The sequence below is a fragment of the Sphaerimonospora mesophila genome (genome assembly GCF_001417795.1).
In the GTDB taxonomy this organism is placed as follows: Bacteria; Actinomycetota; Actinomycetes; order Streptosporangiales; family Streptosporangiaceae; genus Sphaerimonospora; species Sphaerimonospora mesophila.
Genome location: NZ_BCBX01000032.1, coordinates 502,294 through 528,179, shown reverse-complemented (window position 1 = coordinate 528,179; position 25,886 = coordinate 502,294). Strand labels below are relative to the sequence as shown.

Below are 25,886 nucleotides of genomic sequence, written 5' to 3'. Positions count from 1 at the left end.
GCTGTTCGGGCCGGGTTCGTAGAGGGGTGTCCAACGGGTCTCGCCCCGATGACGGTGGCCTATGAGCGGTCCGGAACGGGCGAGCCGGTGGTCCTGCTGCACGGCATCGGGTCACATCGGCAGGTATGGGACCCGGTGACCAGACTGCTGGTCACCGACCGTGAGGTGATCGCGGACCTGCCCGGGTTCGGGCAGTCTCCGGACCTGCGGACGACCTGGCCTCGTGATCTGCACACGGTCGTGGCCGGCTTCGGTGCGGTGTTCACCGAGCTGGGGCTCGAGCGGCCACACGTGGTCGGACACTCCTTGGGCGGGCTGATCGCGCTTCGGCTGGCCCAGACCGGTCTGGTCCGCAGCGTGACCGCGCTCGCACCTGCCGGATTCTGGGACGAGCGCGAACGCCGGTACGTCTTCGCCGTGCTGGCCGCAGCCCGGCAGATCGCGCGACTGCCGGAGCCGATCCTAACGCGGCTGTCCCAGACCTCCCTGGCCCGCGCGGCTGTGGTCGGCACGCTGTATGGGCGTCCCGAGCTGTTTGTGCCCGAAGCTGTGGCCGCGAGCCTGCGGACGCTGCGCCAATCGGCGGGGTTCGATGCCACGCTCCGCGCCGGTCGCGCCTCTGATCTGTTTACCGGTGACATCCCCGACGTCCCGGTGACCATCGCCTGGGGTACCCGAGACCGTCTTCTTTCCGTTCGACAGGCCGCGCGGGTGACCGCCCTGATCCCCGCAGCGCACATGCTGTGGCTGCCCGGATGTGGGCATGTCCCGATGCGTGACTGGCCGGACCTGGTCGCGCACGTCATCCTCCAGGCCACCAATGCGGAGACGGTGACCCGCAGCGCCGCCATGTCGCACGGGCGAGGCAGCGGCGCGCCGCTGCCGAATCCTGTTCAGCCATCAGCGAACCGGACGCGGGCAGCCCCGCGTCGGGCGAAGCGGGTCCTTGACCTTGTCTCGAAGGTTCCGCCGATCGTGTTCCGCCCGATCAGGCAACTGCGCAGATCAGATGGCGGTGCGCTGTAGAGCTGCCCCTGGAGGCCCGGCCGACGTCGGTGCGAGCCGAGCGGGGCTCCTTCGGCGGCGTCCTGGCGGCGCTGGCCTTTGTGCCGGTGCCGGGATGGCCGCGTCGTGGCGATCACGAGCGTGGCCCACGCCGTGCCGGGCAACCCGACCGTTGTGCCCGATCTGGCATCAAGCCGGCGGGCATGACTGGTGGCCGTGCCCGCCTGCGGACACCTGACCTTGCGGCCCCCGGCTGCGCCGCTTGGCGATCAGGGCGGCCGGTCGCCGGGCTGGTCGGGTGCGGTCTCGGGGTGTTCAGGTTGCTGGTGAGCGGCGGCGCTGAGCAGCGGGGCGTGGTGCCGTTCGGGCCGGTCGTCGGCCATGCCCGTGACTTTGCGTCGCGGTGCCTCCGCAATGCCGGGTGGCAGGGGTATCGGCCGGCGGGCCAAGAGCTGGCCCAGCCAGCGGCGGCCGCAGTGCGGGCAGGGTGGTGCACCGTCGGGAGTGTAGGGGGAGGCCACGCCGATTCCGTCACGGGAGAAGTACTCCCAGTCCTCCCCGTGTTCATCCTGGTAGTGCTGAACGTCATAGTCCAGGCTCCACCGGTGCCAGCAGTGCCCGCAGGCGAACGCGACACGCTCCACGGCCAATTCAGTGATCATGTCGTGCCTCCGGTGGTGTTTTTCCCCCGTGTCTTGTCGTTCGGGAAGGCCTCGATCAAGCCAGGCAGTGACGACCGATTCCTCAAGGCAGGCGCCTCTCAGGCCCTGATGGCCGATAGCTGACCGGTGACCTGCGTGGGCTGCTCGGCGCTGCGACGGTATCGATCGTGTTGGCCCAGGTCTGGTCGGCGGTCAGATCGATGCGGCCGCCGCCGATGGCAGGCAGGTCGAATTGGGCCATGACGCTGTCTGCGCGCCGGGGGCGCCATCATCACGGCCGGGCGGGCGAAGGAGGCCGGGGTGAGTAGGTTCCGTTCGCGGAAAGACTCAGCGCGCGTCAGCATCGCCGATCACGCTCCTTCCGATGTGAAGGGGCTCCTTCTCATGACCTGCACTCAACAGCCGGATAACACAATCCGGGCATCTTGACAAGCCTCCTAAGAGATTTTATACAAGTCAAAGAGGAGGTTCCGCGCATACCTGCAGATCATTGGCTGACGAGGGTCATGCAGGAGGTGAGTGCGGTGCCCGGGCGACGCGCACCGTGCTGCCCTGCGGCGGGGTCATGACACGGTGCCGGTGTGGCGCCGGCGGCTGAGCGTACCCGTCGGCCGGTGCCGCTGTGAGCAGGTGGGCCCTCGCCATAGGAAGGAGGCCCGAGATGGCACGAGCGGTCGGTATCGACTTGGGCACGACGAACTCGGTCGTGTGCGTGCTGGAAGGCGGCGAGCCGACCGTCGTCACCAACACCGAGGGCTCGCGGACGACCCCCTCGGTGGTGGCGTTCGCCAAGAGCGGCGAGGTGCTGGTCGGCGAGGTCGCCAAGCGGCAGGCGGTGACCAATGTGGAGCGCACCGCGCGGTCGGTCAAACGCCACATGGGCGAGGTGAACTGGCGCTTCCCGGAGCTGGGGAGCGTGGATGGCAAGCGGTACACCGCGCAGGAGATCTCCGCCCGGGTGCTGCAGAAGCTGAAGCGCGACGCCGAGGCCTACCTCGGGGAGCAGGTCACCGATGCGGTCATCACGGTGCCGGCTTACTTCGACGATGCCCAGCGCACGGCGACCAAGGAGGCGGGGGAGATCGCCGGGTTGAAGGTGCTGCGGATCATCAACGAGCCGACGGCCGCGGCTCTGGCGTACGGCCTGGACAAGGAGAACGACCAGACCATCTTGGTCTTCGACCTGGGCGGCGGGACGTTCGATGTGTCGCTGCTGGAGATCGGCGAGGGCGTGGTGGAGGTGAAGGCCACCGCCGGCGACACCCACCTGGGCGGGGACGACTGGGACCAGCGGCTCGTCGACCACCTGGTCACTCAGTTCAAGAACGGCTACGGGGTGGACCTGTCGAAGGACAAGATGGCGATGCAGCGGCTGCGTGAGGCCACTGAGCGGGCCAAGATCGAACTGTCGTCCGCGTCGGAGACCACGGTCAACCTGCCCTACATCACGGCCTCGTCGGAGGGCCCGCTGCACCTGGACGAGAAGCTGACCCGCGTGCAGTTCCAGCAGCTGACCCAGGATCTGCTGGACCGCTGCATGGGACCTTTCCATCAGGCGGTCAAGGATGCCGGGATCAAGGTCTCCGACATCGACCATGTGATCCTGGTCGGCGGCTCGACCCGGATGCCCGCCGTGGCCGACCTGGTCCGGCAGTTGACCGGCGGCAAGGAGCCGCACAAGGGCGTCAACCCCGATGAAGTGGTCGCGGTCGGTGCCGCGCTGCAGGCCGGGGTACTCAAGGGCGAGGTCAAGGACGTCCTGCTGCTGGACGTCACCCCGCTGTCACTCGGCATCGAGACCAAGGGCGGCATCATGACCCGGCTGATCGAGCGGAACACCACGATCCCGACCAAGCGCTCAGAGGTGTTCACCACCGCGGAGGACAATCAGCCGTCCGTGACCATCCAGGTGTACCAGGGCGAACGCGAGATCGCCGCCTACAACAAGAAGCTCGGCATGTTCGAGCTGACCGGCCTGCCCCCGGCCCCGCGCGGCATCCCGCAGATCGAGGTCACCTTCGACATCGACGCCAACGGCATCATGCACGTCTCGGCGAAAGATCTCGGCACCGGCAGGGAGCAGTCGATCGCCATCACCGGCGGCTCGGCCCTGGCCAAGGAGGACATCGACCGGATGGTGCGTGATGCCGAACAGCACGCTGAGGAGGACCGCCGCAGGCGCGAGGCGGCCGAGACCCGCAACAACGCCGAATCGCTCGTCTTCACGACGGAAAAGATGCTGCGGGACTACCCCGACAAGGTGCCGGCGGACGTGAAGTCCGAGGTGGAAGCCGCACTCGCCGACCTCAAGGAGAAGCTGAAGAGCGAGGACGTCACCGCCATCCGTCAGGCCGCCGACAAGGCCGCCCTGGCCGCGCAGAAGGTGGGTCAGGCGATCTACGCCCAGGCACCCGGCGCCGCGTCCGGTGCGAGCCCGGCCGGCGCGGCTGCCGGTGACCAGCGGGGAACCGCCGAGGAAGAGGAGGTCGTGGAGGCCGAGATCGTCGATGAGGACAAGCGGCAGGGAGGCACACGATGAGCGGCCGGTCCGATTCCCAAAGCGATGGTTCCCGGGGCGAAGGTCGGTCGCGCACCGGCCTGCCGCCGCTGCCTGCCGGGACCGGGGAGAACGAGATCCTGGCTGGCGCCCCGCCGCCGGACAGCGGGACATCCACCGGGCCCCAGGGCGCGCCCGATCGGCCGCCCGCGGCCGATGAGGCAGCGCAGCTGCGGGCGGAACTCGCCGAACGCACCGCGGACCTGCAGCGGGTCAAAGCCGAATACGACAACTACCGCAAGCGGGTCCGGCGTGACCGTCTGGCCCTCCGCGAGATCGCCGTGTCGAACGTGCTGCGCGCCCTGCTGCCCGTCCTCGACGCCGTCGACCGGGCCCGCGAACTCGGCCAGGTCCACGGCGGCTTCCAGCAGGTCGCCGAGGAGCTGGAGGCCGAGCTGGCCGCTTTGGGCCTGCGCTCCTTCGGCGAGGTCGGCGAGCCGTTCGACCCCACACGCCATGAGGCGCTCTGCCACGCATACTCCCCCGAGGTCGACCGCACGACGTGCAGCGAGATCTTGGCCCCCGGCTACCAGGTCGGGGGCTGCCTCCTGCGCCCGGCCCAGGTGGCGGTCACAGAGCCACCCACCGATGGGTGACTCCTACGGCGACACGAGCGGTCTTGCAATCCACGCCCAAGTAACTTATAAGTGGAGTAGGAGCTTTCTTCTACGGTGGATCACATCATGGAGGAGGTTACGCCATGCTTCTCACATCGATCGACCCGTTCGTGCAGGAGTTCGAGCGCCAGTTCGACCGGCTTACCCGTTCGGTCTTCGGCGCGACAGAGGGCGGCCAGGCGGTGATGCCGATGGACGGCATCCGCCGCGCCGACGAGGTGGTCCTGCGGTTCGACCTGCCCGGCATCGACCCGGCCAGCATCGAGGTCACCGTCGACCGCGGCGTGCTGAGCGTCGGCGCGCGCCGTGAGGAGGAGCTCGCCGACGACGACCGGCTGTTCGTCAGGGAACGCGTGACGGGCCAGTTCATGCGCCGCGTCTACCTGTCGGAGTATCTGGACAGCGAACGGATCCAGGCCGACTACGACAACGGCGTCTTGACCCTGCGCATCCCGGTGACGGACAAGGCCAAGGCACGCAAGATCGAAGTACGCGGCTCCGGCGCGAAGGCGATCAGTCGCTGACGATGCCGGCAAAGGGGATCCCCCTTTGAGGCGGGTCCCGGCCAAGAACGGGTGGGCCGGTGCCCTTGTCGGCACCGGCCCGCCGGCGTGATGGAGAGGTGTCGATGTTCCCCCTGCCTATCGACGATGAGCACGCACCGCTGTACTCGGTCGGCCAGGTTGCCGCCATGCTCCAGGTGCAGCAGGCGTTCCTACGGCGCCTGGACGAGTTCGAGGTCGTGCGCCCTCATCGCTCGCCCGGGGGGCAGCGACGCTACTCCCGCCACGACATCGGCCAGGTGCAGTACGTCACCGCGCTCGCCAGCGAGGGAATGACACTGAACGCGATCCGCCGCATCCTGCAGCTCGAGCAGGAGGTCCAGCGGCTCAACGCCGAACTCGCCGAGATGCGCCACCGCCTGGGCAAGCAGGGCCACTGATCCCCCCAGTGATCACCTCTGCGGACGAAGTACGGTATATCGCACGCATTCCCCGCCCCGGGCGGTACCCGCGGTGCTCCAAACAACGGTAAGCAGGCAACGGCCGCGTGACACTTTCCCTCCGAGAACGTCATGGCCACCTCGACCAGGTACGGCCCGGCGAAAAGATCGGCCAGGCTTCGACCCCAGCGCGAGGCACGGCATGCCACCAGGGGGACCACTCCCGATCGTTGGGGTGTGTCCCAACGCGATGCGATGCCCGCGCCACCGGCCGCCTGGTCAGTCATCGAGGCGTGGCTGTGGCAGGTCCTGTCGCTGTCAGGCCCCTGCCCGAGCGTAACCGGCCCAAGCTCATACACCCGCCCCGCACCAGTGCCCATCGGACGCGCCCTACCGGGCCACCTGCCGGTAACCGAACGGGGCTTACCGCGCGCTTCTGTACCCCCACCCTCTGCGCCCTGCGACAGCTGCTCATCAGGCGGCTCAGCGGATTGATCTCGCCTCTCTTACCGGCAAGCCTGCGTTCACGCCTACCACGAGTCCGCCCGCCCCACCCCTTCGGGGATGACCTGCGGTGTGCCCCTTTCCGGCTTACTTGGTCTTTCCCCTTTTTTAGTCGGCCGGCCAAAGCCCGGTGAGGTGCCTTTTCCCCCGAGATGGCACCCACCGGAACTCACCCTGTGTAAGGGGTGGCTTCGCTCTCTTGCATCGCGGAGGCGAGAGAACGAAGCCGGGAGCGATTCGCCGATAAACCACCAGGGCGGTCTTGTCAGCGGCGAGCCCTGCCGGCGTTCGGACGCCGAAGCGCTCGTGATGAACCTCTCACGTCTCCCACCAAGCGCAGATCACGCCGCGTCCAGTTCCTCCTCCGGATTGGTTCAAAGACGAAGGGGCCTGCCCACCACTTGCTGATCTCCGCGGCCTCGTCCTGACCGACGCCCGCGCCCGGACGCAGAGGCGGGGCCCGCCGCCGTCCCCGGTTCTCGGCGAGTTTGGCCAGGTGGGCTTCACGATGGCCAAGCGGATCGAGCAGATCGAGTTCGTCGCCGACCACTCAAAGGTCGGGATGGGGGATGGGCACCGGCGCGAAGACAACGCCTACTTCGTCAAGGACATGGAGGACTGATGGGACGAGGAGATCAGATGGGGAGAGGAGTACCGATGGGAAGCAGACATGCGATGGAGGGCGGCGTCGACGTCGTACGCCGTCCGGAGCTCTTCTCGCTGACGGGGCAGCAGAAGGAATCGGTGCGTGAGCGGATCAGGCCAGCCAGATCACGAACAGGGCGTCGGCGGCTGTGATGGCCTCGTCGTAGACGTTGTAGAGGTCACCCTCCCCGCTCAGCGCAATGCCCACGACGAAAAGTGCGAGCGGCACCAGCAAGGGAGACGATGCCGTACCACACGGTTGTCCGCCTCCAGCGGCCGTCGCTTCACTCGCCTTGAGCGAGCGCGTCAGAGTGCCGGGAGCGGCCACAGTCAGCCCGGCGACGCCATGCCCGAGGACGCCAGAGTTCATTTCAGCAATTTCCGGACCGGCGTTTCGGCCCACCACTGCTCAACATGATCGGGAGACAGCGTCAGCCCGGCTTTGCCGTACATGACTAGACCGTCGGCACGGAGACCCCGGCCTCCCGCGCCACATCACCTATGTGGTGGCGGTCCAGCCGTGCCTGACGAAGAGCCGGCAACCGGCAAATGGCGTAGGCGCTGACGCGTCCCTTGAGGCAGAAGACGGTCGCGTCCAGGCACCACCGCGGCGGCCGAGGCGATGAGCTTGAGCAGCGATGGACCACTGCTTGTCAACCCGAGCGTCTATAGCCGCCGCGTCATCGGGAACCCGGGCGACCCCGGCTCACGCTAGGCGGTCGCGTACCCGCGACCACTCCAGCAGACCCGCGCCCTTTCTCGCCGTACCGCACGGCGTGCTCCGCCACCGGATCCGTCACTGGAGCAGCCATGCCGACCGACCCTGGTGATGAGTTGTCGCGCCCGCACCCGTCATACCTACGACCGGACACGACGAGGCGGAAGGATGATGTGATGAGTGCGGACACGCGGCTGGAGGAGCTGGGCGTGAGCGGTCTGGGCGAGGTCGACGAGCCGGTGTTCTCGGGGCTGGCGGAGCGGCACCGGCGGGAGCTGCACGTGCACTGCTACCGGATGCTCGGGTCGTTCGAGGACGCCGAGGACACCGTGCAGGAGACGTTTCTCCGTGCCTGGCGGCGGCGGGAGACCTTCGAGGGGCGGTCGACGTTCCGGGCCTGGCTGTACCGGATCGCCACCAACGCCTGCCTGGACCTGCTCGCCAAGTGCCGTCCGGAGCCTGCGACCGGCGGCGAGGTGCTGTGGCTGCAGCCCTACCCGGACCGGCTGCTCGATGAGCTGCCCGCGGGCGACGCGGACGAGCCGGAGGCCGTCGCCGTCGCGCGGGAGACGATCGAGCTGGCGTACCTGGTCGCAGTCCAGCACCTCGCGCCGCGCCCGCGGGCCGTGCTGATCCTGCGGGACGTGCTCGGCTGGCCGGCGAAGGACGTCGCGGAGCTCCTCGGGGACTCCGTCAACTCCGTGAACAGCGCGCTGCAGCGGGCCCGCGCCGGCATGCGGGAGCACCTGCCCGCCGAGCGGCAGGACTGGATCGGCGGCGAGGAGGACGCCGGGACGCGCGAGCTGGTGCGCCGCTATACCGATGCCAGCGTGGCCACGGACGTCGTCGGGCTCGCCGCACTGCTGCGGGACGACGTCCGCTGCTCGATGCCGCCCACGCCGGGCCTGTACGTCGGCCGCGACGCGGTGGTGAACGACTGGGTCGAGAGCGGCTTCGAGGGCCTGAAGCACCTGCGCGCCGTCCCCACCTCCGTGAACCGGCAGCCCGCCGTCGCCTTCTACCTCTGGCGGAAGCGGGAGGGCGCGTACCTGCCGCTGACGATCGACGTCCTGCGCGTCGTTGGCGGGGCGATCACCGAGATCGTCACGTTCCACGACGACCAGTTCCCGCGGCTCGGGCTGCCGGAGTGCCTGCCGGCGGACGGCACGGAGTAGCCCGGGTGCGCACGCTCGCGCTGCGGGGTGGCGCGCGTGTCGCGGTGGTCGAGGCCGAGTGGTGCGACGCGTTCTGCGTCGTCACCCGTGGGCGGGTGCAGCTGGAGCTGCGCGACGGCGAGCCCGGGCCGGTCCTCGGACGCGACGCGGGGTTCTGGCTCCGCGGCACCGGCGTCCGCGCCCTGCGAAACCCCGGCCGTCGCACAGCGAGGGTGCGCATCGTCACCCCCAGGGCCAGGACCGTCACATGCCGGTCAACACACCCCTACGCCAGTCAACGAACGATGGAGGATGACATGAACCGCATGAAGGACACCGGGGTCGTCGCAGACCCGGCATCGGGTCAGACCAGCCACACCCACCGACTCCGCCGGCTCGCCGGCACCGGCTTCGTCGCCACGCTCGCAGCGATGGTGGCCACCACCCTCGCCGCTGCGCTTGCCCAGGCCGTCGGCGTCGACTTCGAAATCCCCGACGGTGGCGAGACGATCCCGTTGTCCGGGTTCGCCGTGGTGACCGGCTTCTTCTCGGTCGTGGGCATCGTCATTGCCGTCGCTCTTCTTCGTTGGAGCGCTCGCCCCGCCGAGCGATTCGTGTGGACAGCGGTGTCGCTGACCGCGATCTCGCTGCTCCCGCCCCTCCTCGCCGGGGCGAACACCGCCACCACCACCGCCCTCCTCGTGCTCCATCTCGTCCCTGCGACGGTGATGATCCCCACCCTGGCACGGAGCCTCCGCACCCGGACCGATTGACCGACTATGAGTTTGCGCTGCTATACGTGCGCTTCCAGCCTCTGTGGCAATGGCAATCCTGCTCGGGAAAAGATTAATAACCCGATTTGAGCGCATCCGCAATCAGGCTATCTCCAGTATTCGTCGACGTGTATGCAATGCTTTTCCAGCCCCCGGTAGGGATGCCCGGCAGCTGCGCTGTGATGAAGGGCCAGGCGGTCAGCCGATCAGGGTCTCGGTGACGTCGCCGCCTTGGATTTTGTGCCGCTGAATTCCTCCAGGGACAGGGTCAGCGGGAGCATCGACAGGAAGTCGCGGGTAGTGGCGTTGTAGGCACCGATGACCACGTCCACGGAGACACCGCGCGCGGTGAAGCGCACGACGCTGCCTTCGACCTGGCGGGGAAGGGAGGCGGTGGTTGAAGGTGTCCGGGCCGCGCCGACGTTCGGGGTCTCCGTGACGTCAGCTGGCCGGGGCGACGATACAGAAGAACTCGGTGAGGAGGCTGCGGGGGGCCGGGCCGGTGGCGGCGCCCGCTGAGAGCGAGCAACATCGCGAGCGAGCCGATGAGCACGGTCGTCGGTAGCACGGAACTGGTCCCTTCAGGTGATCGACCGCGACGGCCGAGACGCTCATGGCCGGCTGCTGATCTGCATTTTCGTGTGACTGGGCGCATGGCTGAGGCCGTCCTCACGGGCGCTCGATCCGCTGGAGGCCGCTCTCGTGGGTCCTTGCCGGCAGGCCAGGTTACCGGCCCTGGTGGTGCGGCTGGTCCCCGGGCGGGAGGTGGGAGGCGGCTTCAAGGGTGGCGGCCCAGGTGGCGAGCAGGCGCAGGGCATCGTGGGCGGCGGTGTCCGGGGCCGCGGTGTAGACGGTCAGGTTCAGCCCCGGGTCGGCGTGTAGGTCCATCGACTCATAGTCGAGGGTGAGGTCACCGATGGCCGGGTGGCGGAAGGTCTTGGTGCCCGCGTGGTGGAGACGGACGTCGTGCCGGGCCACAGTCGTCGCTGCGGGTGGACAACTCCCCGATCAGCTGGGTCAGGTCGGCGTTGAAGGGGTCACGCCCGGCCTCGGTACGGCAGCAGCGCGACCGAAGTGTCGGCCGCGACGTCCCAATGCGGGAAGAAGGCGGAGCCGCCAGGGTCGAGGAACTGGAAGCGCGCGATGTTGGCCGGGCCCGGGCGCCGCTGCTGGAAGACGGGCCAGTACATGGCGCGGCCCAGCCGGTTGGTAGCCGGCAGATCCATGCGGCCCTTGCGGATGAGCGCCGGAGCGTCCGTCATCGCATCCAGTATCCGTTGCAGCCCGGGACGCACCTTCCCGGTCCGGCGCCGGGTCCTGGGGCGAGCGCTCGCGGCGTGGGCCAGGTCGAACAGGTGCGCCCGCTCCGCCTCGTCAAGCTGGAGCGCCCGGGCGACGGCGTTCAGGACGTCCTCGGACACGCCGGTGATGTGACCCTTCTCCAGACGGGTGTACCAGTCGGTGCTCACCCCGGCCAGGACCGCGACCTCCTCCCGCAGCAGGCCGGGCACCCGGCGGCGCAGGCCTGGGGCCAGCCCGGCCTGCTGCGGGGTGATCCTGGCGCGCCGGCTGGCGAGGAAGTCACGGATCTCACCTCGGTTGTCCACCTTTCCCACTGTAAGGAGCTGCTGGCCGGCAAAGGGGGTCGAGGTTGTCCCCCCGATAAGCACGACCTCCCGCCCGCGTGAACAAGCCGGTTGGCTGGACAGCACTCGGGGAGCGTCCGCGGCCAACCGGGCAAAGGAAGGCCCTGGACAAGCCCGCCTTCTCCGAGAACGGAGGTGACCGGGCTCGTGCCCAGAAAACAGGTCGTTGACGAAAGACCAGCGCACGACGCGCTCCAGCCAGACTTCAGAATTCCGAAGGGGATCCACATGCATGGCGTAGTACTGCACGCTCCCAGCGACGTCCGTATCGAACAGCGGCCGGACCCGGTGATCGTCGAGCCCACCGATGCAATCATCCGCGTGACGGCGGCCTGCGTGTGCGGCTCCGATCTGTGGCCTTACCGCGGCGTGGAGAAGCTCGACGGGCCGGCCCCGATGGGGCACGAGTACGTCGGCGTCGTCGAGGAGGTCGGCAGCGAGGTCACCACGACCGAACGCGGCGACGATGGCGTGGCCCGGATCAAGGAACTGACCGGCGGGCTCGGCGCGCACAGCGTCATCGAAGCGGTCGGCACCCAGGAGTCCATGACCCAGGCCATCCGCTCCACCCGCCCCGGCGACCACATGGGCTTCGTTGGCGTCTCCCACGACGTCTTCCTGCCGGGCGACGAGCTGTTCTTCTCCCTCGTCCACTTGCACGGCGGCCCCGCGCCGGTCCGCGAGTACCTGCCGAAACTGATCGAGCTGATCTACGGCCGCACGATCGACCCCGGCAAGGTCTTCGACCTGACCCTGCCGCTTGAGCAGGCTGCTGAGGCCTACCGCGCGATGGACGAACGACGCGCCATCAAGGCCCTCCTCACCCCCTGAGACGCCACCGGCAGCCCCTCAACACGACACCAGGTTCAGGAAGGCACCCATGACTCAGCCTGTTCACCGCCGCTTCGAAGGCCAGGCCGCGCTGGTGACCGGCGCGGCCAGTGGAATCGGGCGCGCCACCGCGCTGGCCTTCGCCCGCGAAGGCGCGGGCGTACTGGTCGCCGACGTCGTGGCCGATCAGAACGAGCAGATCGCCCAGCTGATCCGCGACGAGGGCGGGCACGCGCTGGCGGTCACCTGCGACCACGACGTGCGGGCGGCCCTGGACACCATGATCCGCGAGTTCGGCCGGCTCGACATCGCCTTCAACAATGCCGGAGTCGAACAACCGGTCAAACCCCTCACCGACATCACCGAGTCCGAGTGGGACTGCGTCGTGGGCATCAGCCTGAAAGGCGCCTACACCTGCATGAAGCACCAGATCCCGCTGATGCTCCGCTAGGGCGGCGGCGCGATCGTCAACACCTCCTCGGGCGCCGGGGTCAAGGGCTTCAAAGGCCAGGCCGCCTACGCCGCCGCCAAGCACGGCATCATCGGCCTGACCCGATCCGCAGCCCTGGACTACGCCGCCGACGGGATCCGCATCAACGCCATCTGCCCCGGCATCATCGACACCGAGATGATGGGCCGCTTCACCGGCGGCACCCCCGAAGGCCGCCAAAGCGTGATCGACCAGGAACCCGTCGGACGCATGGGCACACCGCAGGAGATCGCCTCGGCGGTGCTGTGGCTGTGCTCGCAACCGGCCGCCTTCACCATCGGCCACGCCCTCGTCGTCGACGGCAGCCAAACCGTCTGACCGGCCCGCATACCGTACCCATCTGTCACCAAAGAGATGCACACTCTTATGAATCCCACCTACGACTTCACCGGCCAGGTCGCCTTCGTCACCGGGGCCAGCCCCGGGATGGGCCTGGCCACCGCCCACGCCTTCGCCGAGTCGGGCGCGGCGGTGGCACTGACCGATCACGATCTGACCGACATGTAACGTGGCCGACAGAAGGTGCACCGAGTTGGGATTCCGACAGACTTGCCCTGGACCGATTGGACGTGATCTGTGTCAGGCAAGGTCCGGCTCGATCAACTGGGCCTGGGACTTGGTCTTGGGGTCGAGTAGGTCGCGAAGGGCGTCGCCGACGAGGTTCACTGCGAGGACGATGACGAAGATGAGCAGGCCGGGCAGCAGGGCGAGCCACCACGCCGTGGTGACATAGGCCTTACCATCGGCGAGCATCGCGCCCCAGGTCGGTGTCGCCGCGTCGACGCCCAGGCCGAGGAAGGACAGCGACGCCTCGGTGACGATGACCACGCCGATCTCAAGGGTGGCCACGACCATGATCGGCGCGAAGGTGTTCGGCAGGATGTGCTTGATCATGATCGCCGAATCGCGTACGCCCAGCATCCGTGCCGAGGCCACGAACTCACGCTCACGCAGAGACAGCGTCTCACCGCGGACCAATCGCACGTAGAGCACCCATTCGCTGGCGATGAGCGCGATGATGACGTTGCGCAGGCCGGGGCCGAGGATGGCCACCACGGCGATGGCGAACAGCAGGAACGGGAAGGCCAGCCAGGCGTCGATGATCCGCATCAGGGCCGAGTCGATCCAGCCGCCGAAATAACCGCTGACGAGGCCGACGAGGACTCCGATCACCACCGACACGGTGACGGCCGCGAGGGCCACGAGTAGCGCCACCCGGGTACCCATGATCAGCCGGGACAGCACATCTCGGCCGAGCAGGTCGGTGCCGAGCAGGTGACCTTCGGACAACGGGGAGAGCAATCGTGCGCCGAGGTCTTGGGCATTGGGATCCTGAGGTACAAGCAGCGGAGCAAAGATCCCAACGAACACGAACGCGACGCACAGCGTCACGGCGATCCGGATCGACCACCCACGCAGCGGCCCGGTACGCAGCATTCTGACCAGGCCTTTCATGCCCGTCGTCCCTTTCCTTGCCGAATGCGTGGGTCGAGAACACCGTGGACGATGTCGGTGCAAAGACTGACCAGGACGAAGAGTGCTGCCATGACGAGGACACCGCCTTGGACGAGGGGGTAGTCCCGGGCCTGGATGGCCTCGATGATGAGCCGGCCGAGTCCGGGCCACGAGAAGATCGTCTCGATGACGATCGCACCGCCCAGCAGTGAACCGATCTTGACGCCCATCATGGTGATCGTCGGCGGCAGGGCATTACGAAGCATGTGCCGGACGACGGTGGTGTGGCTGACCCCCCGCGAACGCAACGCTTCGACGAAGTCAGCGTTCTTCGCCTCGATAAGGCCGGCGCGCAGTACGCGGACGACGGTGGCGGCAAGCGCCGTGCCCAGGGTGATGCTCGGCAGGATGAGGTGCCGGACCGCGGATGCGAAGGCGGCGGGCTCCCCGTTCAACAGGGTGTCGATGAGGACGAGTCCGGTGATCGGCGTGACTTCGTCACCGAAGTCGATCTGCGCGCCGGTGGGAAGCAACTGCAACTGCACCGAGAAGAGAAGGATGAGCATGGGCCTTCAGCCCCTCAGCGGGCGCATTCCTCCGGAATACCCGTCCAGCACGGGATTCCGGGGGAATGCGCCCGCGGAGACGCGCCTCGCTGCCGGACGGGGTCAGAGCGTTACGGCAGAACCTCCAGCCGTACGTCGATGCCCTCATACAGGTGCGGGGTGGCGGTGATGATGCGCCATCCGCGCTGCGTGGCGTGGACGACGGCGTGCGCGGCGACGAGGACCTCGGGCAGCTGCGCGTCGGGGTGGCGCGCCCGGATCGTCTGGGCGTACGGGCCGCTGGCGATCGCGTCGCCGGGGGACAGGGCGCCGGGCAGGACGACGGACAGGCGCAGGAATCGCTCGAGCCGGGGGGCGATCGGGCTGAGCGCGAGGACCTGGACGGCGAGCGCGGGGACGAGCAGGGTGACGCCGTACGTGGAGGACTGGCGGACGAGCTCGCGGCCGTAGACGGATTTGCCCTCGATGAGGTGGGCGAGGGCGTCGAGGTCGAGGACGTGGCCGGACAGATGCCCGGCCGGGGGGATGGCGTCGGTCACGCCGCCGCCTCGCGCCCTTCGGCGAGGCCGGCGTGCAGACGCGCCGCCCGGTTGCGCTCGGCGTCGGTGATGTCGTCCTGCCAGCCGGGGCCCCACAGGTCGGCCATGATCGCCAGGTCGCTGTGGACCCGGTTCTGCTCGCGCAGGGCCTCGGCGATGTAGGCGGAGGCGTTGCCGGATGCCTGCGCCTTGTCCGCGAGGTCGTCGGGCAGGCTGATCGTGATCTTCTTGGTCATACCGGCAAGGCTATACGGTCATACCGGCATGGTCCAGGACCGAGCTCTCGACGCGAGCGTGCCTGCGGCGATGGCGTCCCGTGCAGCGGGCGTCGCCGCTGCACGGACGCCTCCGATCACGAGCGGCCGGCAGTTTCCCACGCCGCGACCACGCGCAGGGTCGTGCCGGCGGACAGGAGCTCGCGCGCGCTTGTACGGGGGCCGGCCGGTCCGGTCAGGACCAGGGTGAGCCCGGCGCGGTGCAGGGCCGTTTCGATATCGGCGGCGAGCTTGTCGCAGCCATCGGGCCAGTCCGCCCGGCCCATGTCGAGATAGACGGCGCCGCCGCGCAGGTGCAGCACGAAATGCTCGTGATCGTCCGCTCCGATGGCCTCCAGCGCGGCCATGGCGGCCCCGTACAGGCCGAGCGCGCCGACCGCGGCCGCGACGTCATGATCGGACAGCCCTTTCGCGGCGGCGGCGGCGATCGCCTCATGGCTGTGGCCCTGCCGGTAGGCCGTGCAGATCCAGCCCATCAGGCTCTCCGTCTGATCGGTCAGCTCCTGGCGGAGGCCGGCGATGTCGTCGGCGGTCGCGGCGAGCTTCTGCATCGGGTCGGACGGACCGTTGAACAGCGCTCGGTCCAGGCCGCGCAACTCCCATCCCGTGCGCGCGGCCAGGTCCTCGTTGCCGAGGTCACCGCGTTCCCACGCCTGCGCGTCCTCCAGATGCGCGGCGGCGTCGAGGGTACGGACGCCGAGGATGTCGCCGAGGCGCCGGGCGTGGGCCTGCTGTTCGGGGGTGAGGGACTTCCAGATCACGGTGCGGTTGACTCCTCACGCGGGTCGAGCATGCCGGCGGTGATCGCGATGGTGCAGCACGCGGCGATCGCCATGCTGGGTTCGTGGTGGCCGTCGCCGTCGACGGCGACCACACCGGAGGTGAACATGCTATTCATCGCGCCGTTGGCCACGCCGGTGAGGAATCCGTGTAAGTGGACGCCGCGGAAGGGCAGGCCGGCGTCGGCGACGGTCTTTTTCATCCGGGTGGCGTGTGTGGCGATTTTCTCGGCCATGACGGGGTCGTGCTCGGCGAGCTCGAGCGCGGCGCGGCCGTAATGAGCGTAGATCCGCTGCAGCGGCCATCCGTCATAGGCGGCGAGCTGGGCCGCTTTCCGGCGCCAGTACCACAGTCTCAGCGACGTCAGCATGCCGGTGTGAACCGCCCCGGCTTCGGTGGAGACCTCAGGGGTTGATTCCAACGGTCTCGTTGGGCTGGTGTTGAGCGTAGTAGAGAGCTTCGTACTCCTCCGGCGGGACGTTGCCGATTGAGGAGTGCAGGCGGGTCGAGTTGAACCACTCGACCCATTCGGCGGTGGCCAGTTCCACCTCGGCCAGGCTGCGCCAGGGCCCGCGGGGTTTGATCAATTCGGTTTTGTACAGGCCGATCTGCGATTCCATCAGCGCGTTGTCCAGCGCATCGCCCACCGTCCCGATGGACGCGTCGATGCCGGCGGTCATCAGGTGGGCGGTGAAGCGGAAACAGGTGTACTGACTACCGGCATCCGAGTGATGTACGAGTCCGGGCCCGGCGGGGCGTCCGGCGCGGTCGCGCCGCCACAACGCCATGTCCAGGGCGTCCAGCACCAGGCCGGCGCGCTTGGACAGCGAGGCCGACCAGCCGACGATCGCGCGGGAGTAGACGTCGACGACGAAGGCGACGTAGACGATCCCGCACCAGGCGTGAACGTAGGTGAAGTCCGCGACCCAGACCGTGTTCGGCCGGAGTGCGCTGAAGTCCCGCTTGACCAGGTCCGCCGCCCGCTGATGGCCAGGATCGGCCAGGGTGGTACGGATCTTCTTGCCGCGGCGGGCCCCGTGCAGACCCAGGGCCCGCATCCGCCGCTCCACCGTGCACCGGGCGACCTGGTGACCCTCGCGCAGCAGTTGCCGCCAGACCTTGCGAACGCCGTAGACGCCATAGTTATCGGCGTGGATCCGCCTGATATGACCATCCAGTTCGGCATCGCGGATCGAGCGAGCCGAGGGCGGACGCGCCTTGGCAGCGTAGTAGGTGCTGGGAGAGATCGACAGGCCATGCTCGCTCAGCACACGGCAGATCGGCTCGACACCGAACACCTCGCGGTGTTCGTCGATGAAGGTCACGAGTGCGTGTGTGGCCGGTCGAGCTCGGCCGCGAAGAAAGCCGAGGCGGCCTTCAGGATCTCATTCGCCCGGCGCAGCTCGGCGTTCTCCCGCCGCAGCCGCTTCAGCTCGGCTGATTCATCGCTGGTCGTGCCCGGCCGGGTGCCTTCATCGATCTGGGATTGGCGGACCCACTTGCGCAGCGTCTCGGCGGTGCCGATGCCGAGCTTGGCGGCGACCGCGTTGATCGCGGCCCACTCGGTCGGGTAGTCCGGGCGGACCTCAGCGACCATGCGCACCGCGCGCTTACGCAGCTCTGCGGGGTAGGGGGACTTGGCTGCCATGACTCGATCCTCTCAAGAGAACGAGCCTCCATCGAAGCCGGAGCGCTTCACCCGTACGAGTGGACGCTGGTAGTCCCCTGCAACCTCAGTCCCAACGAGCGCGAGTTCGTCAACGAGCTGGCGACCGGTCATGAAGTTCGGGTGTCCGCGATGGGCCGCGTGGAACTCGACTCACAGATGATCGGCCTTCCCGACCTGGAAGGCTACTACTAGCGCGACCACTTGAAGGAGGATGCCAAGATCTTCAACCAGGAGAAGGCGATCCTCTTGGGCGGCCCCCGCGACCTAGACGACCGCGTCCTCAACCTCGGTAAGGTCGTAGACAAGTGCGATAGGGATTGGACATTCGACTTCGCCCGACGCGGTGAGCAAGTCGTTCGCATTCTCCGCGGCAAACATCCGCGCGCACACCAGACAAGCCCCATCCATATCACCGTGGAACACTCGCTGAGCGAGGACTCAGAGCTCAGCAAACAAATACGACGGACCCTCGGTTACGGAACCGACGAGAAGGTGGTGTTGCCAGCGGAGATCGTTGAGCGACTGACCATTGATGGTCCCGAATGGCTGAGCGAGACGGTGGAGCACGTTCACGTAGAGCTACTCCCGCATACGATGCCAAGTGACCAAGAAGTCCGCATGGAGCTCAGGATCCTGGACAACAACGGCCGCGCTCTGGCCTCACACCATGCGAAGGTGCAGCACGGCAATACCGGTTATGAGGGGCGCTGTCTCAAGGCCACCTTCTACAACGTGGCCGAGTTGGTCTTCATGTTTCCCCACGACGAGGAACAGCCGACCACACTCTCATATGCATATACGGTGGCTGAAACCAGTCCGTCGGACCTACTACGCGCAATGCGGCTCATCAAGCAACTACACGAGACGTGCACTGGAGAGATCTATCTCAACGGCCAGCGCCTGGGGGTGATTGGCTTCACTGCGAAGGACCACTTCGCTGAGGTACGCGCTCACCTGGATGAGATCCGCCGGTGCGAACAGCTGGCTGAGGATCTGGATATTGTCCAACGCCATTGCGACAACTTCTTTCCGGTACCTGCCGAATTGTCTGGCATTGAACGAGCCGCTCTACGCATGGTGAGGCTTCTGATAGAAGGCAAGTGCGCCGTTCACCCGACAGCACGGCTCTTGACGGCCACCCTCACCGGTTCCGGAAGCGAAGAACTGCGCGTCATCCTCTCGGGGAACCCCCAGAGCCTCCGCTTGGATCTATCCGGGTGCACCGTGGATATTGCTGGCCACGAACTTCTGATCGGCGATGTGATGTTGTTCCACACCCGCGTAATCGCGGTGAATGCCGGGCAAGTCTTGGAGGCGCTTGACGCCGGGTCGGCAGAAGGCTGTGTGCTCAAGCTCCAGCCCGAGGGAGAAGATCACTTCCACGCCTTCATCCCAGCCAAATGGCCTGGTAATCATATGCCTGTTGTCCCCACGCCTTGGGGTCTCCCCGAACTGGTCGAACCCGCAGCCCGAACGGAGTCGGTGGCTTAAGTCGCCCGGCCAGCCCAACGGACTGTCCGCTCCATCGCAGAAGTGGCACGGCGTGTACTGCTGCTTCCGGCGGGCCGATCACCCTTACCTCTCGCCGATGCATGCGCTGACATGCCCACACTCTTCGCCCGAGTGTCGGACTGCGTTCCGATCAAGGGCGTGATCACCCGGTAGCGCGGTGCTCGCACTGGCTGCGGCGGCGACCGTGGCCGGGATGAAGCGCCACACCGCGATAGCCAGCAGGGTTATCGACCTGCCTGCCGATGTGCTGGCCGACCTGTACAGCTATCGGTCGGCCAGCCGTTCGTACCCCTCGCCGTGCCATATCCCGTACACATGAGCAATCACCGAGCAACCACGCGTCCTTGACGATCCATGTTCTGGCATTCTGGATCTCGCGCAGCGTGATGCCGAGGATGGCGAACCAACAGCGCCCCGTTGGGATCTCTGTGCTAAGTCTGAGTCGGATATGAAGACTGGACCTCCTCGGACATACCCTCGAGTAAGGGATCTCCTTTCTGATCAAGGATCCGGAAGGGTTCTGACTCAGGGGACGGCATCGAGTTGACCAGCGAGGCCCGCGCTCTTCACAAGGCGACCCCAGCGGGGGCTTCTTGCGAACTTCTGCGAGATGGCCCTTCCGCTGGGCAACGAGCCGTCCGACCCTCGATTTGCCAGTGCCCATCTCCAGGCTGCTTTCTGGACCTCTCGGCCCTCGCGAGACCCGTTCTCCGAAGGCTCAGAAAGCTTCACCCCTCCCGCGTCGACGTCATTCACGGCAGCGGGACCTACCGGCTCCTTAGCAACGTTCTCGGCCTCGGTCTGACGGAGGAGAAAGGCATGCCGGATCTGCCGCATGAGAGTCTCGTAGGCGCCGACCAGGGCGAAGGACGGCCAGGCCGCTATCACGCGGCCGATGAGAGTGGGCTCGGCGACGGCGACGTTGGCAGCCCAGCGATGCGAGACTCGCCACGATCAGCAGCGTCCATGGGAGGACTCCGCCCCGCCGGCCATGCTGGCTCTCCAGCAGCAGCGCCATGGACGAGCTGACGACCATGCCGTCTACGGACAGGTACGGAACGAGACGACCGCGGCGATCAAAGCCACCAGCAACGCGCTGCCCGTCGACGTCCGTCGGATCCAGAGGTTGGATGGCAACGGCATCATGTTCATCCCTCCGCCGCAGCTTGGAGGGTACGGACACGGCGCTGTGGAAGGGGTCGGACCGTTTCGATCGTGAGTTGTCGAGCGCGAACTACCTGGTCAGAGGCTGTGTCTCCGGTTTCCCTTCTTCTGGGTCCCTCGCCTGGGATTCGCACCTGCGGTGGCCGCTCACACGTGCCGGACACCAATGCTGCCGTCCAGCTGACCGAAGCCGACGGTCTGGTCGGGGCCGTACCAGGTGCCGGTCGGGTCCTGCGGCCTACGCGCGTTCCCTCTCGGGCCGCGAGCCGTCGGGGCCAGCGGCCAGCGCTGCATCGGGAAGATCACCTACCGGGAAAGTCCCGTCAGGCGAAGATTGGATCCACTACGCTCTGCGCGTCTGAAACTGGGAGGATTCGAGATGCCCCTCATTTACGGCGGGTTCGGTCTGGTTCTGCTCGCCTTATGGATCTTCTGCCTGTTCGACGTGATCGTCACGGCGGAGGAGGACTGCCGCAACCTGCCCAAGGGGTTGTGGATCGTGATCGTCCTGTTCCTCCCCGAGGTCGGGTCGATCCTCTGGCTGATCGCGGGCCGGCCGCAGACCGTGACGCGGCCCGGCGGGCTGCCGTACAAGGGCAACACCGGGCGCTTCCCCGAGTACGACCGGCCGGGCCGGTTCGTCCCCTCCAACCCCGACGACGACGAGGAGTTCCTCCGCCGCTGCCGGGAGCGGGCCGAGGAGCAGCGTCGCGCCTACCGCGAGCAGCAGCGTCAGGCGGAGAAGAACCAGGACCAGTAGTGGCGGGCTACGGGGCGAGCCCGATCCGGCGCAGCGTCAGCCAGGCGAAGCCGAGCACGGACCGGTCCCAGGGCAGCGCGAGGACGTCTGCGGAGATCTCGGAAGCACGGTCGCGCGCCTCGGCGAGAGGTTGCAGCGCGGCCTTCGGCAGGTGGTCGCCCAGCCGGGGAGATCGGCCCGGTGCTGGCGGCGCGCGGCTACCGCGGGTGGCCGCCGTCGAGCTGCCCGGGCACGGGCGGTCCGCGGCCGACTCCGAGGCCGACATCGAGTCGTTCGCGGGGTCGCTGCTCGAGTCGGTCCCGGCGCGGCCCGCGCTGGCGATCGGGCACTCGCTGGGCGGCTCGGTTGGCTCAAGTCCCACCAGATTGAATCCCCATCAGCCAAGATCATTGGTGTGCCCGCGCGGGCACACCGGGCCGACAGGAGTGAGTAGAACGCGGCAGAACCCAGCTCAACCCGGTAGGCGCGACCAGCCCGAATAGCAAACCCGCAGGTGAGAACCCTGTTACTGGTCCGGTTCGATTCCCGTCACCCGCTCCAGAGCAATCGTCAATACCTGTGGATCAAGATTTTTAGGCGGCTATCGACTGGTCCTCGATGGCCGGTGAGTCCTCGGGCCGCTCGACGAGCTTGCCGTTGACGAACGTCGCTCCTGCACGGACCAAGGCGACGAGGTGGGGCCCGTTGACCGCACGCCAGCGCTTCTGCGCCGACTCGATGAGCTTGAAGGCCATCGCCAGCCCGGCCGCGCGGGAGCCCGGTCCCTTGGTCACCTTGGTCCGGTGCCGGACGGTGGCGAAGGTGGACTCGATGGGGTTGGTCGTGCGCAGGTGCACCCAGTGCTCCGCGGGATAGTCGTAGAAGGCGAGCAGTTCGGCCGGACGCCGGAGGAACTGGCCAAGGAGTTCGAGCCGACCGCGCAGTCCATCCGGAACTGGGTGCTGCAGGCCGATCGCGATGAGGGCCGCCGCGAGGACGGTCTGACCAGCGCCGAGAAACAAGAGCTGGCCCGGCTGCGGCGGGGAGGCCCGTCAGCTGCGGGAAGAGCGGGAGATCCTGAAGAAGGCCGCGGTTTTCTTCGCGCGGGAGACGGATCGGCCGAGATGAAGTACCGGCTGATCGACGCGGAGAAGACACGCTACGGCGTCTCCCTGCCGGCCCGGGTGCCGGGTGTGTCGCGCCAGGACTACTACGCCTGGAAGAACCGCGGCCCCTCCATGCGGGCCCGTCAGGACCAGGCCCTGACGGAGACGATCACGAAGATCCACGCGGGATCGCGGGGAACCTACGGTTCTCCGCGTGTGCATGCCGAACTGCGCCAGGAGTACGGCGTGCGTATCGGGCGCAAGCGGGTGGCCCGGCTGATGCGCACCGCCCGGCTTGAGGGAGTGCATCGGCGCCGCTAGGCGTGGGCTGACCCACCGCGACCCCGCGGCGAGTCCGGCGCAGGATCTGGTGAAGCGGGACTTCACCGCGCCGGGGCCGAACCGGACCTGGACAGCCGACATCACCTACGTGCCGACCGGCGAGGGATGGCTGTATCTGGCGGTGGTACTGGATGTGTTCTCCCGGCGGATCGTGGGCTGGGCGATGACCGATCACATGCGCACCCAGTTGGTCATCGACGCCCTGGAGATGGGGATCTGGAACCGCCGGCCCGCGCCCGGGCTCATCCATCACAGCGATCAAGGGGCGCAGCTTGGGTTCAAGGGGTCGTCGCAACACTGCCTTGTTGGATCAAGATTAGCTGCTCGTTCAGCGCCTCGGCGGGAGTCTTCCAGCCGAGGGTCTTGCGCGGCCGGCTGTTGAGGGCCGCGGCGACCGCGTCGAGTACGAACGCCGACACAACGCCGAACAAGACCGCTACGCTACCGCATAGCCGCAAACCCCGACCCGTCCACACAACCGGGGCAACTTCACCTCACTCCTGTTTTGCCGTTCTGATTTCGATCAGTATGCCTCCGGCGGGGGCACTCCGGCTCCGGGGTGATCGCAAAAGGCCTGCTCAGCGTTGCTGGCCGTAGCTGGCTGAGGTAGGGGGCTGATCACCCCGCCCGCCAACGACCCGGGACAAGCCGAGCAGACCAAGTCGCCGGGTCCAGGTCGTTCGTCCAGTTGGGCGCTCCACCTGGACCCGGCGGCCTTGGCCCGCTTCCCCTTCGGGCGGGTCGACGGCAGGCGGGGTGCGCACAGGTGCGCATCATCTGGCTCCCTTGCCACAATGACGCCATGTTCAAGGTGATCTACTGGCAAGGCTACTTGCGTGTGAACAAGCAGGCCGGAGCCGAACGAGTGATCGCCAGAATGGGCAAGGCCACGGGAGAGCCCTTCACGCTCCTGTCCTGCGAGCGCTACTGGAAAATCCCGGAGTTGGCCACGGTCCAGATGACTTCCCTGCTCGGGGTGCAGGAGCCGCAGGAGGCCGTGTTCCGTACCCTGCTCACGGCGCAGAGGATCGCCTTCCCCTGGTCCGTCACCTGCCATACCTTTGACGACGGCCTGAGATTCGAAGGCATCGCCGCCAAGACGGTCAATGCTCACTTCACTGTGCCCGGTGTCGACTGGTTGCTGTTCTCCGTGTCCACCGACGAACCTGCACCCTGGCCAGAGCAGGAACAACCCGCGTGACCCTCGTGCTATTAGCGTGCCATTAGGCAGGGTAACGAGGCGACAACCACGGTCACTCATGACCGGCACCACGCCCAGGTCAGCGCCCCTACGTGCGGTGATCCATGCAATTCTCAAGCTGATAGCGCGGTTCGATTCCCGTCACCCGCTCCAAGCACGAAGGCCCAGGTCAGCAGGTATTCTCCGACATGGGCATTGATCGCTTCTAGCGCCTTCTCGATCTTCCGTGCCCGTTACGTGCCCGATCCATCTGAATCTTGCTTGCTCAGCGCATCCTCGGCGAGCTTCCCGACGTCGGCGATGGCCCGGTCCCGCTCCATCGCGATGTGCTACTAGATCAACGCGGCCCGCGTGGTCAAGGACGGCGCTCCGCGCCGCCTCGCGGCTCTTCGCCCGCTCAGCGGCCGGGCATGCGGCCTGGTAGCCGGTCCCGGCCGCCAGTCAACTCGGACCGCCCATAGCGACACAGCTCCCTAGACTCCACGCATGACACGCACCACACCCGCTCCACCCATCGACGTCACAGCGAGGTTCCCCGAGCTAGTCAAATACGCGCGAACCACAGTACGGCTGCACCCCCGACCCGGAACACCAGCCGTTGGGGACAGCCACATCGGTGGGCCGCTCCTATGGCCGGCCCGCGAAGCCTGGCCTACATGCGATGTGCCGATCGTTGGCATCGCTGGTGAGCTCGACCAGCGGCGCCCGGATTCCCCCATATCCATGCTCGGGGTCGCCCAGTTCTTCAAGCGAGACATCCCCGAAATCCCCTTCCCCGAGGGCAAAGACCTCCTCCAGCTTCTCTGGTGCCCGAACGAGCACCAGCAACAGGACATCTGGGGCCCGGCCATCCAGCTCATCTGGCGGCACACGGCAGACCTCACCGATGTCGCGACCGGGCCCGCCGGCCCGGACGTGGCCGCCCTCCGTTCAGACATGGCAACCATCGCCGGGGAGTACTACCTCCCTCGCCCCTGTGTGCTGCATCCTGAACGGGTCACCGAATATCCCTACTCGGAGGAACTTCCCGCGGATCTCGAAGCGGCTCTCGATGAGTGGGATGCAGAGACCGAGGGCGACTATCAGTGCCTGCTTTCCATAGCGCCCGGATGCAAGATCGGTGGGTGGGAGTCCTGGCACCTCACCGACATGTACGAGCTGCCGTGCAACGTCTGCGGAACCGAAACCGAGCCGCTACTGAAACTTGCCAGCTCGGAATGGGATGGCGGCAGCGGCCCGCGATGGCAACCCTTGGAGGAACGCCACCTCACCTCCGACGAACCCGAATACCAGGACGCCCACGAGCCCACCGCACTGAATCTCGGCCGATGGGGCGCCCTGACCATCTTCCTCTGCCCGATGTCCCCCGAGCACGGCTTCCGCATGACCATTCAGTGACGAAAGACCACTGCCATTCGCATCCGGCGAGGGGTGCTCCGGCTCCGGGGCGATCACCAAGAACCTGCTCATCGTGGCTCGCCGTAGCTGGCTGAGGTAGGAGTCCGATCCCCCGCCATCGACCCGGGACTAGCCGAGCAGACCAAGCCGCCGGTCCCGGGGATGGGGGTGCGATCATCATGGCTATGACGTCGATCAGAAAGGGCTATGCCTCGTAGGCGCCCCTCTCAGCTCCGTGCATGTGGGTCGGTGTGCGGAACTCACAGAGTCTCGATCCATCAGGTCCCTGGTCTCGGCCGTCGTCCCATGGTCGAGGTGATCAGGCTTGAGCACACCAGAATGCGGCCGGGCGAGGTAGCCGAGGCGCTGCTTGCGTGGACACAGGCAGTCGTCCCCGGAACCGTCGACCGGATCGCCCCGACATGTATGTGCCCTGAGTGCTGCGGAGTGGCCCCTCGGTGGAGGCTTGAGCAGGCGCTCATGGCTTTGCCGCCATGGGCAAGGCCCTATCTGTACTCATTGATTCTCCCGCTGGATAGGCGGTTTCTCGCCCGGACGTCGCTAAATCCGCATGCGTCGCCTGAATGGCCTTGGT

General features: G+C 67.3%; 27 protein-coding genes and 3 pseudogenes. 16 read left to right on the top strand and 14 right to left on the bottom strand.

Annotation, left to right across the window (positions count from 1 at the left end):
* Positions 1-48: 48 nt before the first annotated feature.
* A complete protein-coding gene (locus tag AP234_RS10030; RefSeq protein ID WP_063842836.1) occupies positions 49-1,026 on the top strand; it encodes an alpha/beta fold hydrolase in 978 nt (325 codons plus the stop codon).
* A gap of 248 nt (positions 1,027-1,274) precedes the next feature.
* Here the strand turns inward: AP234_RS10030 and AP234_RS10025 are convergent, their stop codons facing one another.
* Complete coding sequence (locus AP234_RS10025) at positions 1,275-1,667, bottom strand: hypothetical protein (protein ID WP_055479280.1); 393 nt, start codon at positions 1,665-1,667, stop codon at positions 1,275-1,277.
* A 661-nt stretch (positions 1,668-2,328) separates the two neighbouring features.
* Between AP234_RS10025 and dnaK the strand changes: the two genes are divergently transcribed.
* The 6 genes from dnaK to AP234_RS09995 all read left to right on the top strand — a co-directional run bounded on the left by dnaK (position 2,329) and on the right by AP234_RS09995 (position 9,578).
* On the top strand, positions 2,329-4,206 hold the full coding sequence (gene dnaK / locus AP234_RS10020) for a molecular chaperone DnaK (protein WP_055479279.1): 1,878 nt from the start codon (positions 2,329-2,331) through the stop codon (positions 4,204-4,206).
* Complete coding sequence (gene grpE / locus AP234_RS10015; RefSeq protein ID WP_055479278.1) at positions 4,203-4,820, top strand: nucleotide exchange factor GrpE; 618 nt, start codon at positions 4,203-4,205, stop codon at positions 4,818-4,820. Before dnaK ends, grpE begins: the two co-directional genes overlap by 4 nt.
* Positions 4,821-4,924: 104 nt before the next feature.
* The gene (locus AP234_RS10010; RefSeq protein ID WP_055479277.1) at positions 4,925-5,365 is read left to right on the top strand and encodes an Hsp20/alpha crystallin family protein; all 441 of its coding nucleotides are present in this window, start codon (positions 4,925-4,927) and stop codon (positions 5,363-5,365) included.
* A 104-nt stretch (positions 5,366-5,469) separates the two neighbouring features.
* Positions 5,470-5,784: a MerR family transcriptional regulator gene (locus AP234_RS10005; RefSeq protein WP_055479276.1), complete on the top strand. Its 315-nt coding sequence runs from the start codon at positions 5,470-5,472 to the stop codon at positions 5,782-5,784.
* A 2,043-nt stretch (positions 5,785-7,827) separates the two neighbouring features.
* Positions 7,828-8,826, top strand: a complete 999-nt coding sequence (locus tag AP234_RS10000; protein WP_055479275.1) for an RNA polymerase subunit sigma-70 — start codon at positions 7,828-7,830, stop codon at positions 8,824-8,826.
* A gap of 5 nt (positions 8,827-8,831) precedes the next feature.
* Positions 8,832-9,578 carry a DUF6069 family protein gene (locus AP234_RS09995; protein ID WP_055479274.1) on the top strand — a complete coding sequence of 249 codons (747 nt, stop codon included), beginning with the start codon at positions 8,832-8,834 and terminating at the stop codon, positions 9,576-9,578.
* A gap of 206 nt (positions 9,579-9,784) precedes the next feature.
* Here the strand turns inward: AP234_RS09995 and AP234_RS37135 are convergent, their stop codons facing one another.
* The 3 genes from AP234_RS37135 to AP234_RS39455 form a co-directional block, all read right to left on the bottom strand.
* A complete protein-coding gene (locus AP234_RS37135) occupies positions 9,785-9,937 on the bottom strand; it encodes a cyclophilin-like fold protein (protein ID WP_160330406.1) in 153 nt (50 codons plus the stop codon).
* Positions 9,938-10,304: 367 nt separating this feature from the next.
* The gene (locus AP234_RS39460) at positions 10,305-10,556 is read right to left on the bottom strand and encodes a hypothetical protein (protein WP_431998365.1); all 252 of its coding nucleotides are present in this window, start codon (positions 10,554-10,556) and stop codon (positions 10,305-10,307) included.
* Positions 10,557-10,615: 59 nt separating this feature from the next.
* Positions 10,616-11,185 (bottom strand): helix-turn-helix transcriptional regulator, encoded by a 570-nt coding sequence (locus AP234_RS39455; RefSeq protein ID WP_431998364.1) that lies wholly within the window; start codon positions 11,183-11,185, stop codon positions 10,616-10,618.
* Between the two features lie 267 nt (positions 11,186-11,452).
* On the opposite strand from AP234_RS39455, the gene AP234_RS09985 reads away from it, so the two are divergent.
* From AP234_RS09985 to AP234_RS34835, 3 genes and pseudogenes are all read left to right on the top strand, one after another.
* Complete coding sequence (locus AP234_RS09985) at positions 11,453-12,055, top strand: alcohol dehydrogenase catalytic domain-containing protein (RefSeq protein WP_055479273.1); 603 nt, start codon at positions 11,453-11,455, stop codon at positions 12,053-12,055.
* A gap of 49 nt (positions 12,056-12,104) precedes the next feature.
* Positions 12,105-12,863, top strand: a pseudogene (locus AP234_RS38525) (glucose 1-dehydrogenase).
* A 48-nt stretch (positions 12,864-12,911) separates the two neighbouring features.
* Positions 12,912-13,052 carry an SDR family NAD(P)-dependent oxidoreductase gene (locus AP234_RS34835; protein ID WP_235558065.1) on the top strand — a complete coding sequence of 47 codons (141 nt, stop codon included), beginning with the start codon at positions 12,912-12,914 and terminating at the stop codon, positions 13,050-13,052.
* A gap of 72 nt (positions 13,053-13,124) precedes the next feature.
* Here AP234_RS34835 and AP234_RS09975 read toward each other — a convergent pair whose 3' ends face one another.
* The 7 genes from AP234_RS09975 to AP234_RS09945 form a co-directional block, all read right to left on the bottom strand.
* Complete coding sequence (locus AP234_RS09975; protein ID WP_055479272.1) at positions 13,125-14,000, bottom strand: ABC transporter permease; 876 nt, start codon at positions 13,998-14,000, stop codon at positions 13,125-13,127.
* Positions 13,997-14,566 carry an ABC transporter permease gene (locus tag AP234_RS09970; protein ID WP_055479271.1) on the bottom strand — a complete coding sequence of 190 codons (570 nt, stop codon included), beginning with the start codon at positions 14,564-14,566 and terminating at the stop codon, positions 13,997-13,999. Before AP234_RS09970 ends, AP234_RS09975 begins: the two co-directional genes overlap by 4 nt.
* A gap of 110 nt (positions 14,567-14,676) precedes the next feature.
* Positions 14,677-15,105: a hypothetical protein gene (locus AP234_RS09965; protein WP_055479270.1), complete on the bottom strand. Its 429-nt coding sequence runs from the start codon at positions 15,103-15,105 to the stop codon at positions 14,677-14,679.
* The gene (locus AP234_RS09960; RefSeq protein WP_055479269.1) at positions 15,102-15,341 is read right to left on the bottom strand and encodes a hypothetical protein; all 240 of its coding nucleotides are present in this window, start codon (positions 15,339-15,341) and stop codon (positions 15,102-15,104) included. Before AP234_RS09960 ends, AP234_RS09965 begins: the two co-directional genes overlap by 4 nt.
* A gap of 116 nt (positions 15,342-15,457) precedes the next feature.
* Positions 15,458-16,141, bottom strand: coding sequence for a hypothetical protein (locus AP234_RS09955; RefSeq protein WP_055479268.1), 684 nt, complete (start codon positions 16,139-16,141; stop codon positions 15,458-15,460).
* Complete coding sequence (locus AP234_RS09950) at positions 16,138-16,581, bottom strand: hypothetical protein (RefSeq protein ID WP_152990335.1); 444 nt, start codon at positions 16,579-16,581, stop codon at positions 16,138-16,140. Before AP234_RS09950 ends, AP234_RS09955 begins: the two co-directional genes overlap by 4 nt.
* A protein-coding gene (locus AP234_RS09945; protein ID WP_235558064.1) for an IS3 family transposase occupies positions 16,565-17,808 on the bottom strand; the annotation gives its coding sequence in 2 pieces (ribosomal slippage) (positions 16,565-17,526 and positions 17,526-17,808; 1,245 coding nt in all). The genes AP234_RS09950 and AP234_RS09945 overlap by 17 nt, the downstream gene beginning before the upstream one ends.
* Before the next feature lie 222 nt (positions 17,809-18,030).
* Between AP234_RS09945 and AP234_RS09935 the strand changes: the two genes are divergently transcribed.
* On the top strand, positions 18,031-19,320 hold the full coding sequence (locus AP234_RS09935) for a hypothetical protein (RefSeq protein WP_055479265.1): 1,290 nt from the start codon (positions 18,031-18,033) through the stop codon (positions 19,318-19,320).
* A 1,332-nt stretch (positions 19,321-20,652) separates the two neighbouring features.
* On the opposite strand, the gene AP234_RS37130 is transcribed toward AP234_RS09935, so the two are convergent.
* Positions 20,653-20,799 carry a hypothetical protein gene (locus AP234_RS37130; RefSeq protein WP_235558063.1) on the bottom strand — a complete coding sequence of 49 codons (147 nt, stop codon included), beginning with the start codon at positions 20,797-20,799 and terminating at the stop codon, positions 20,653-20,655.
* A gap of 85 nt (positions 20,800-20,884) precedes the next feature.
* Here AP234_RS37130 and AP234_RS09925 point away from each other — a divergent pair, with 85 nt between their 5' ends.
* Positions 20,885-21,265 carry a PLDc N-terminal domain-containing protein gene (locus tag AP234_RS09925; protein ID WP_055479263.1) on the top strand — a complete coding sequence of 127 codons (381 nt, stop codon included), beginning with the start codon at positions 20,885-20,887 and terminating at the stop codon, positions 21,263-21,265.
* Between the two features lie 7 nt (positions 21,266-21,272).
* Here AP234_RS09925 and AP234_RS09920 read toward each other — a convergent pair whose 3' ends face one another.
* Both AP234_RS09920 and AP234_RS09915 read right to left on the bottom strand, forming a co-directional pair.
* Entirely contained in the window at positions 21,273-21,626 is a 354-nt protein-coding gene (locus AP234_RS09920) for a hypothetical protein (RefSeq protein WP_055479262.1), read from the bottom strand.
* 211 nt (positions 21,627-21,837) lie between these two features.
* Positions 21,838-22,137 (bottom strand): annotated as a pseudogene (locus tag AP234_RS09915) (transposase); the annotation flags it as partial.
* Positions 22,138-22,368: 231 nt separating this feature from the next.
* Between AP234_RS09915 and AP234_RS39450 the strand changes: the two are divergent.
* The 4 genes and pseudogenes from AP234_RS39450 to AP234_RS09900 all read left to right on the top strand — a co-directional run bounded on the left by AP234_RS39450 (position 22,369) and on the right by AP234_RS09900 (position 25,291).
* Positions 22,369-22,671, top strand: a complete 303-nt coding sequence (locus AP234_RS39450) for an IS3 family transposase (RefSeq protein WP_055479260.1) — start codon at positions 22,369-22,371, stop codon at positions 22,669-22,671.
* A gap of 49 nt (positions 22,672-22,720) precedes the next feature.
* Positions 22,721-22,954: pseudogene (locus tag AP234_RS39155) on the top strand (DDE-type integrase/transposase/recombinase); the annotation flags it as partial.
* A 540-nt stretch (positions 22,955-23,494) separates the two neighbouring features.
* Positions 23,495-23,893, top strand: a complete 399-nt coding sequence (locus AP234_RS09905; protein WP_055479259.1) for a hypothetical protein — start codon at positions 23,495-23,497, stop codon at positions 23,891-23,893.
* Between the two features lie 723 nt (positions 23,894-24,616).
* Complete coding sequence (locus tag AP234_RS09900) at positions 24,617-25,291, top strand: hypothetical protein (RefSeq protein WP_055479258.1); 675 nt, start codon at positions 24,617-24,619, stop codon at positions 25,289-25,291.
* Positions 25,292-25,886: the final 595 nt, after the last annotated feature.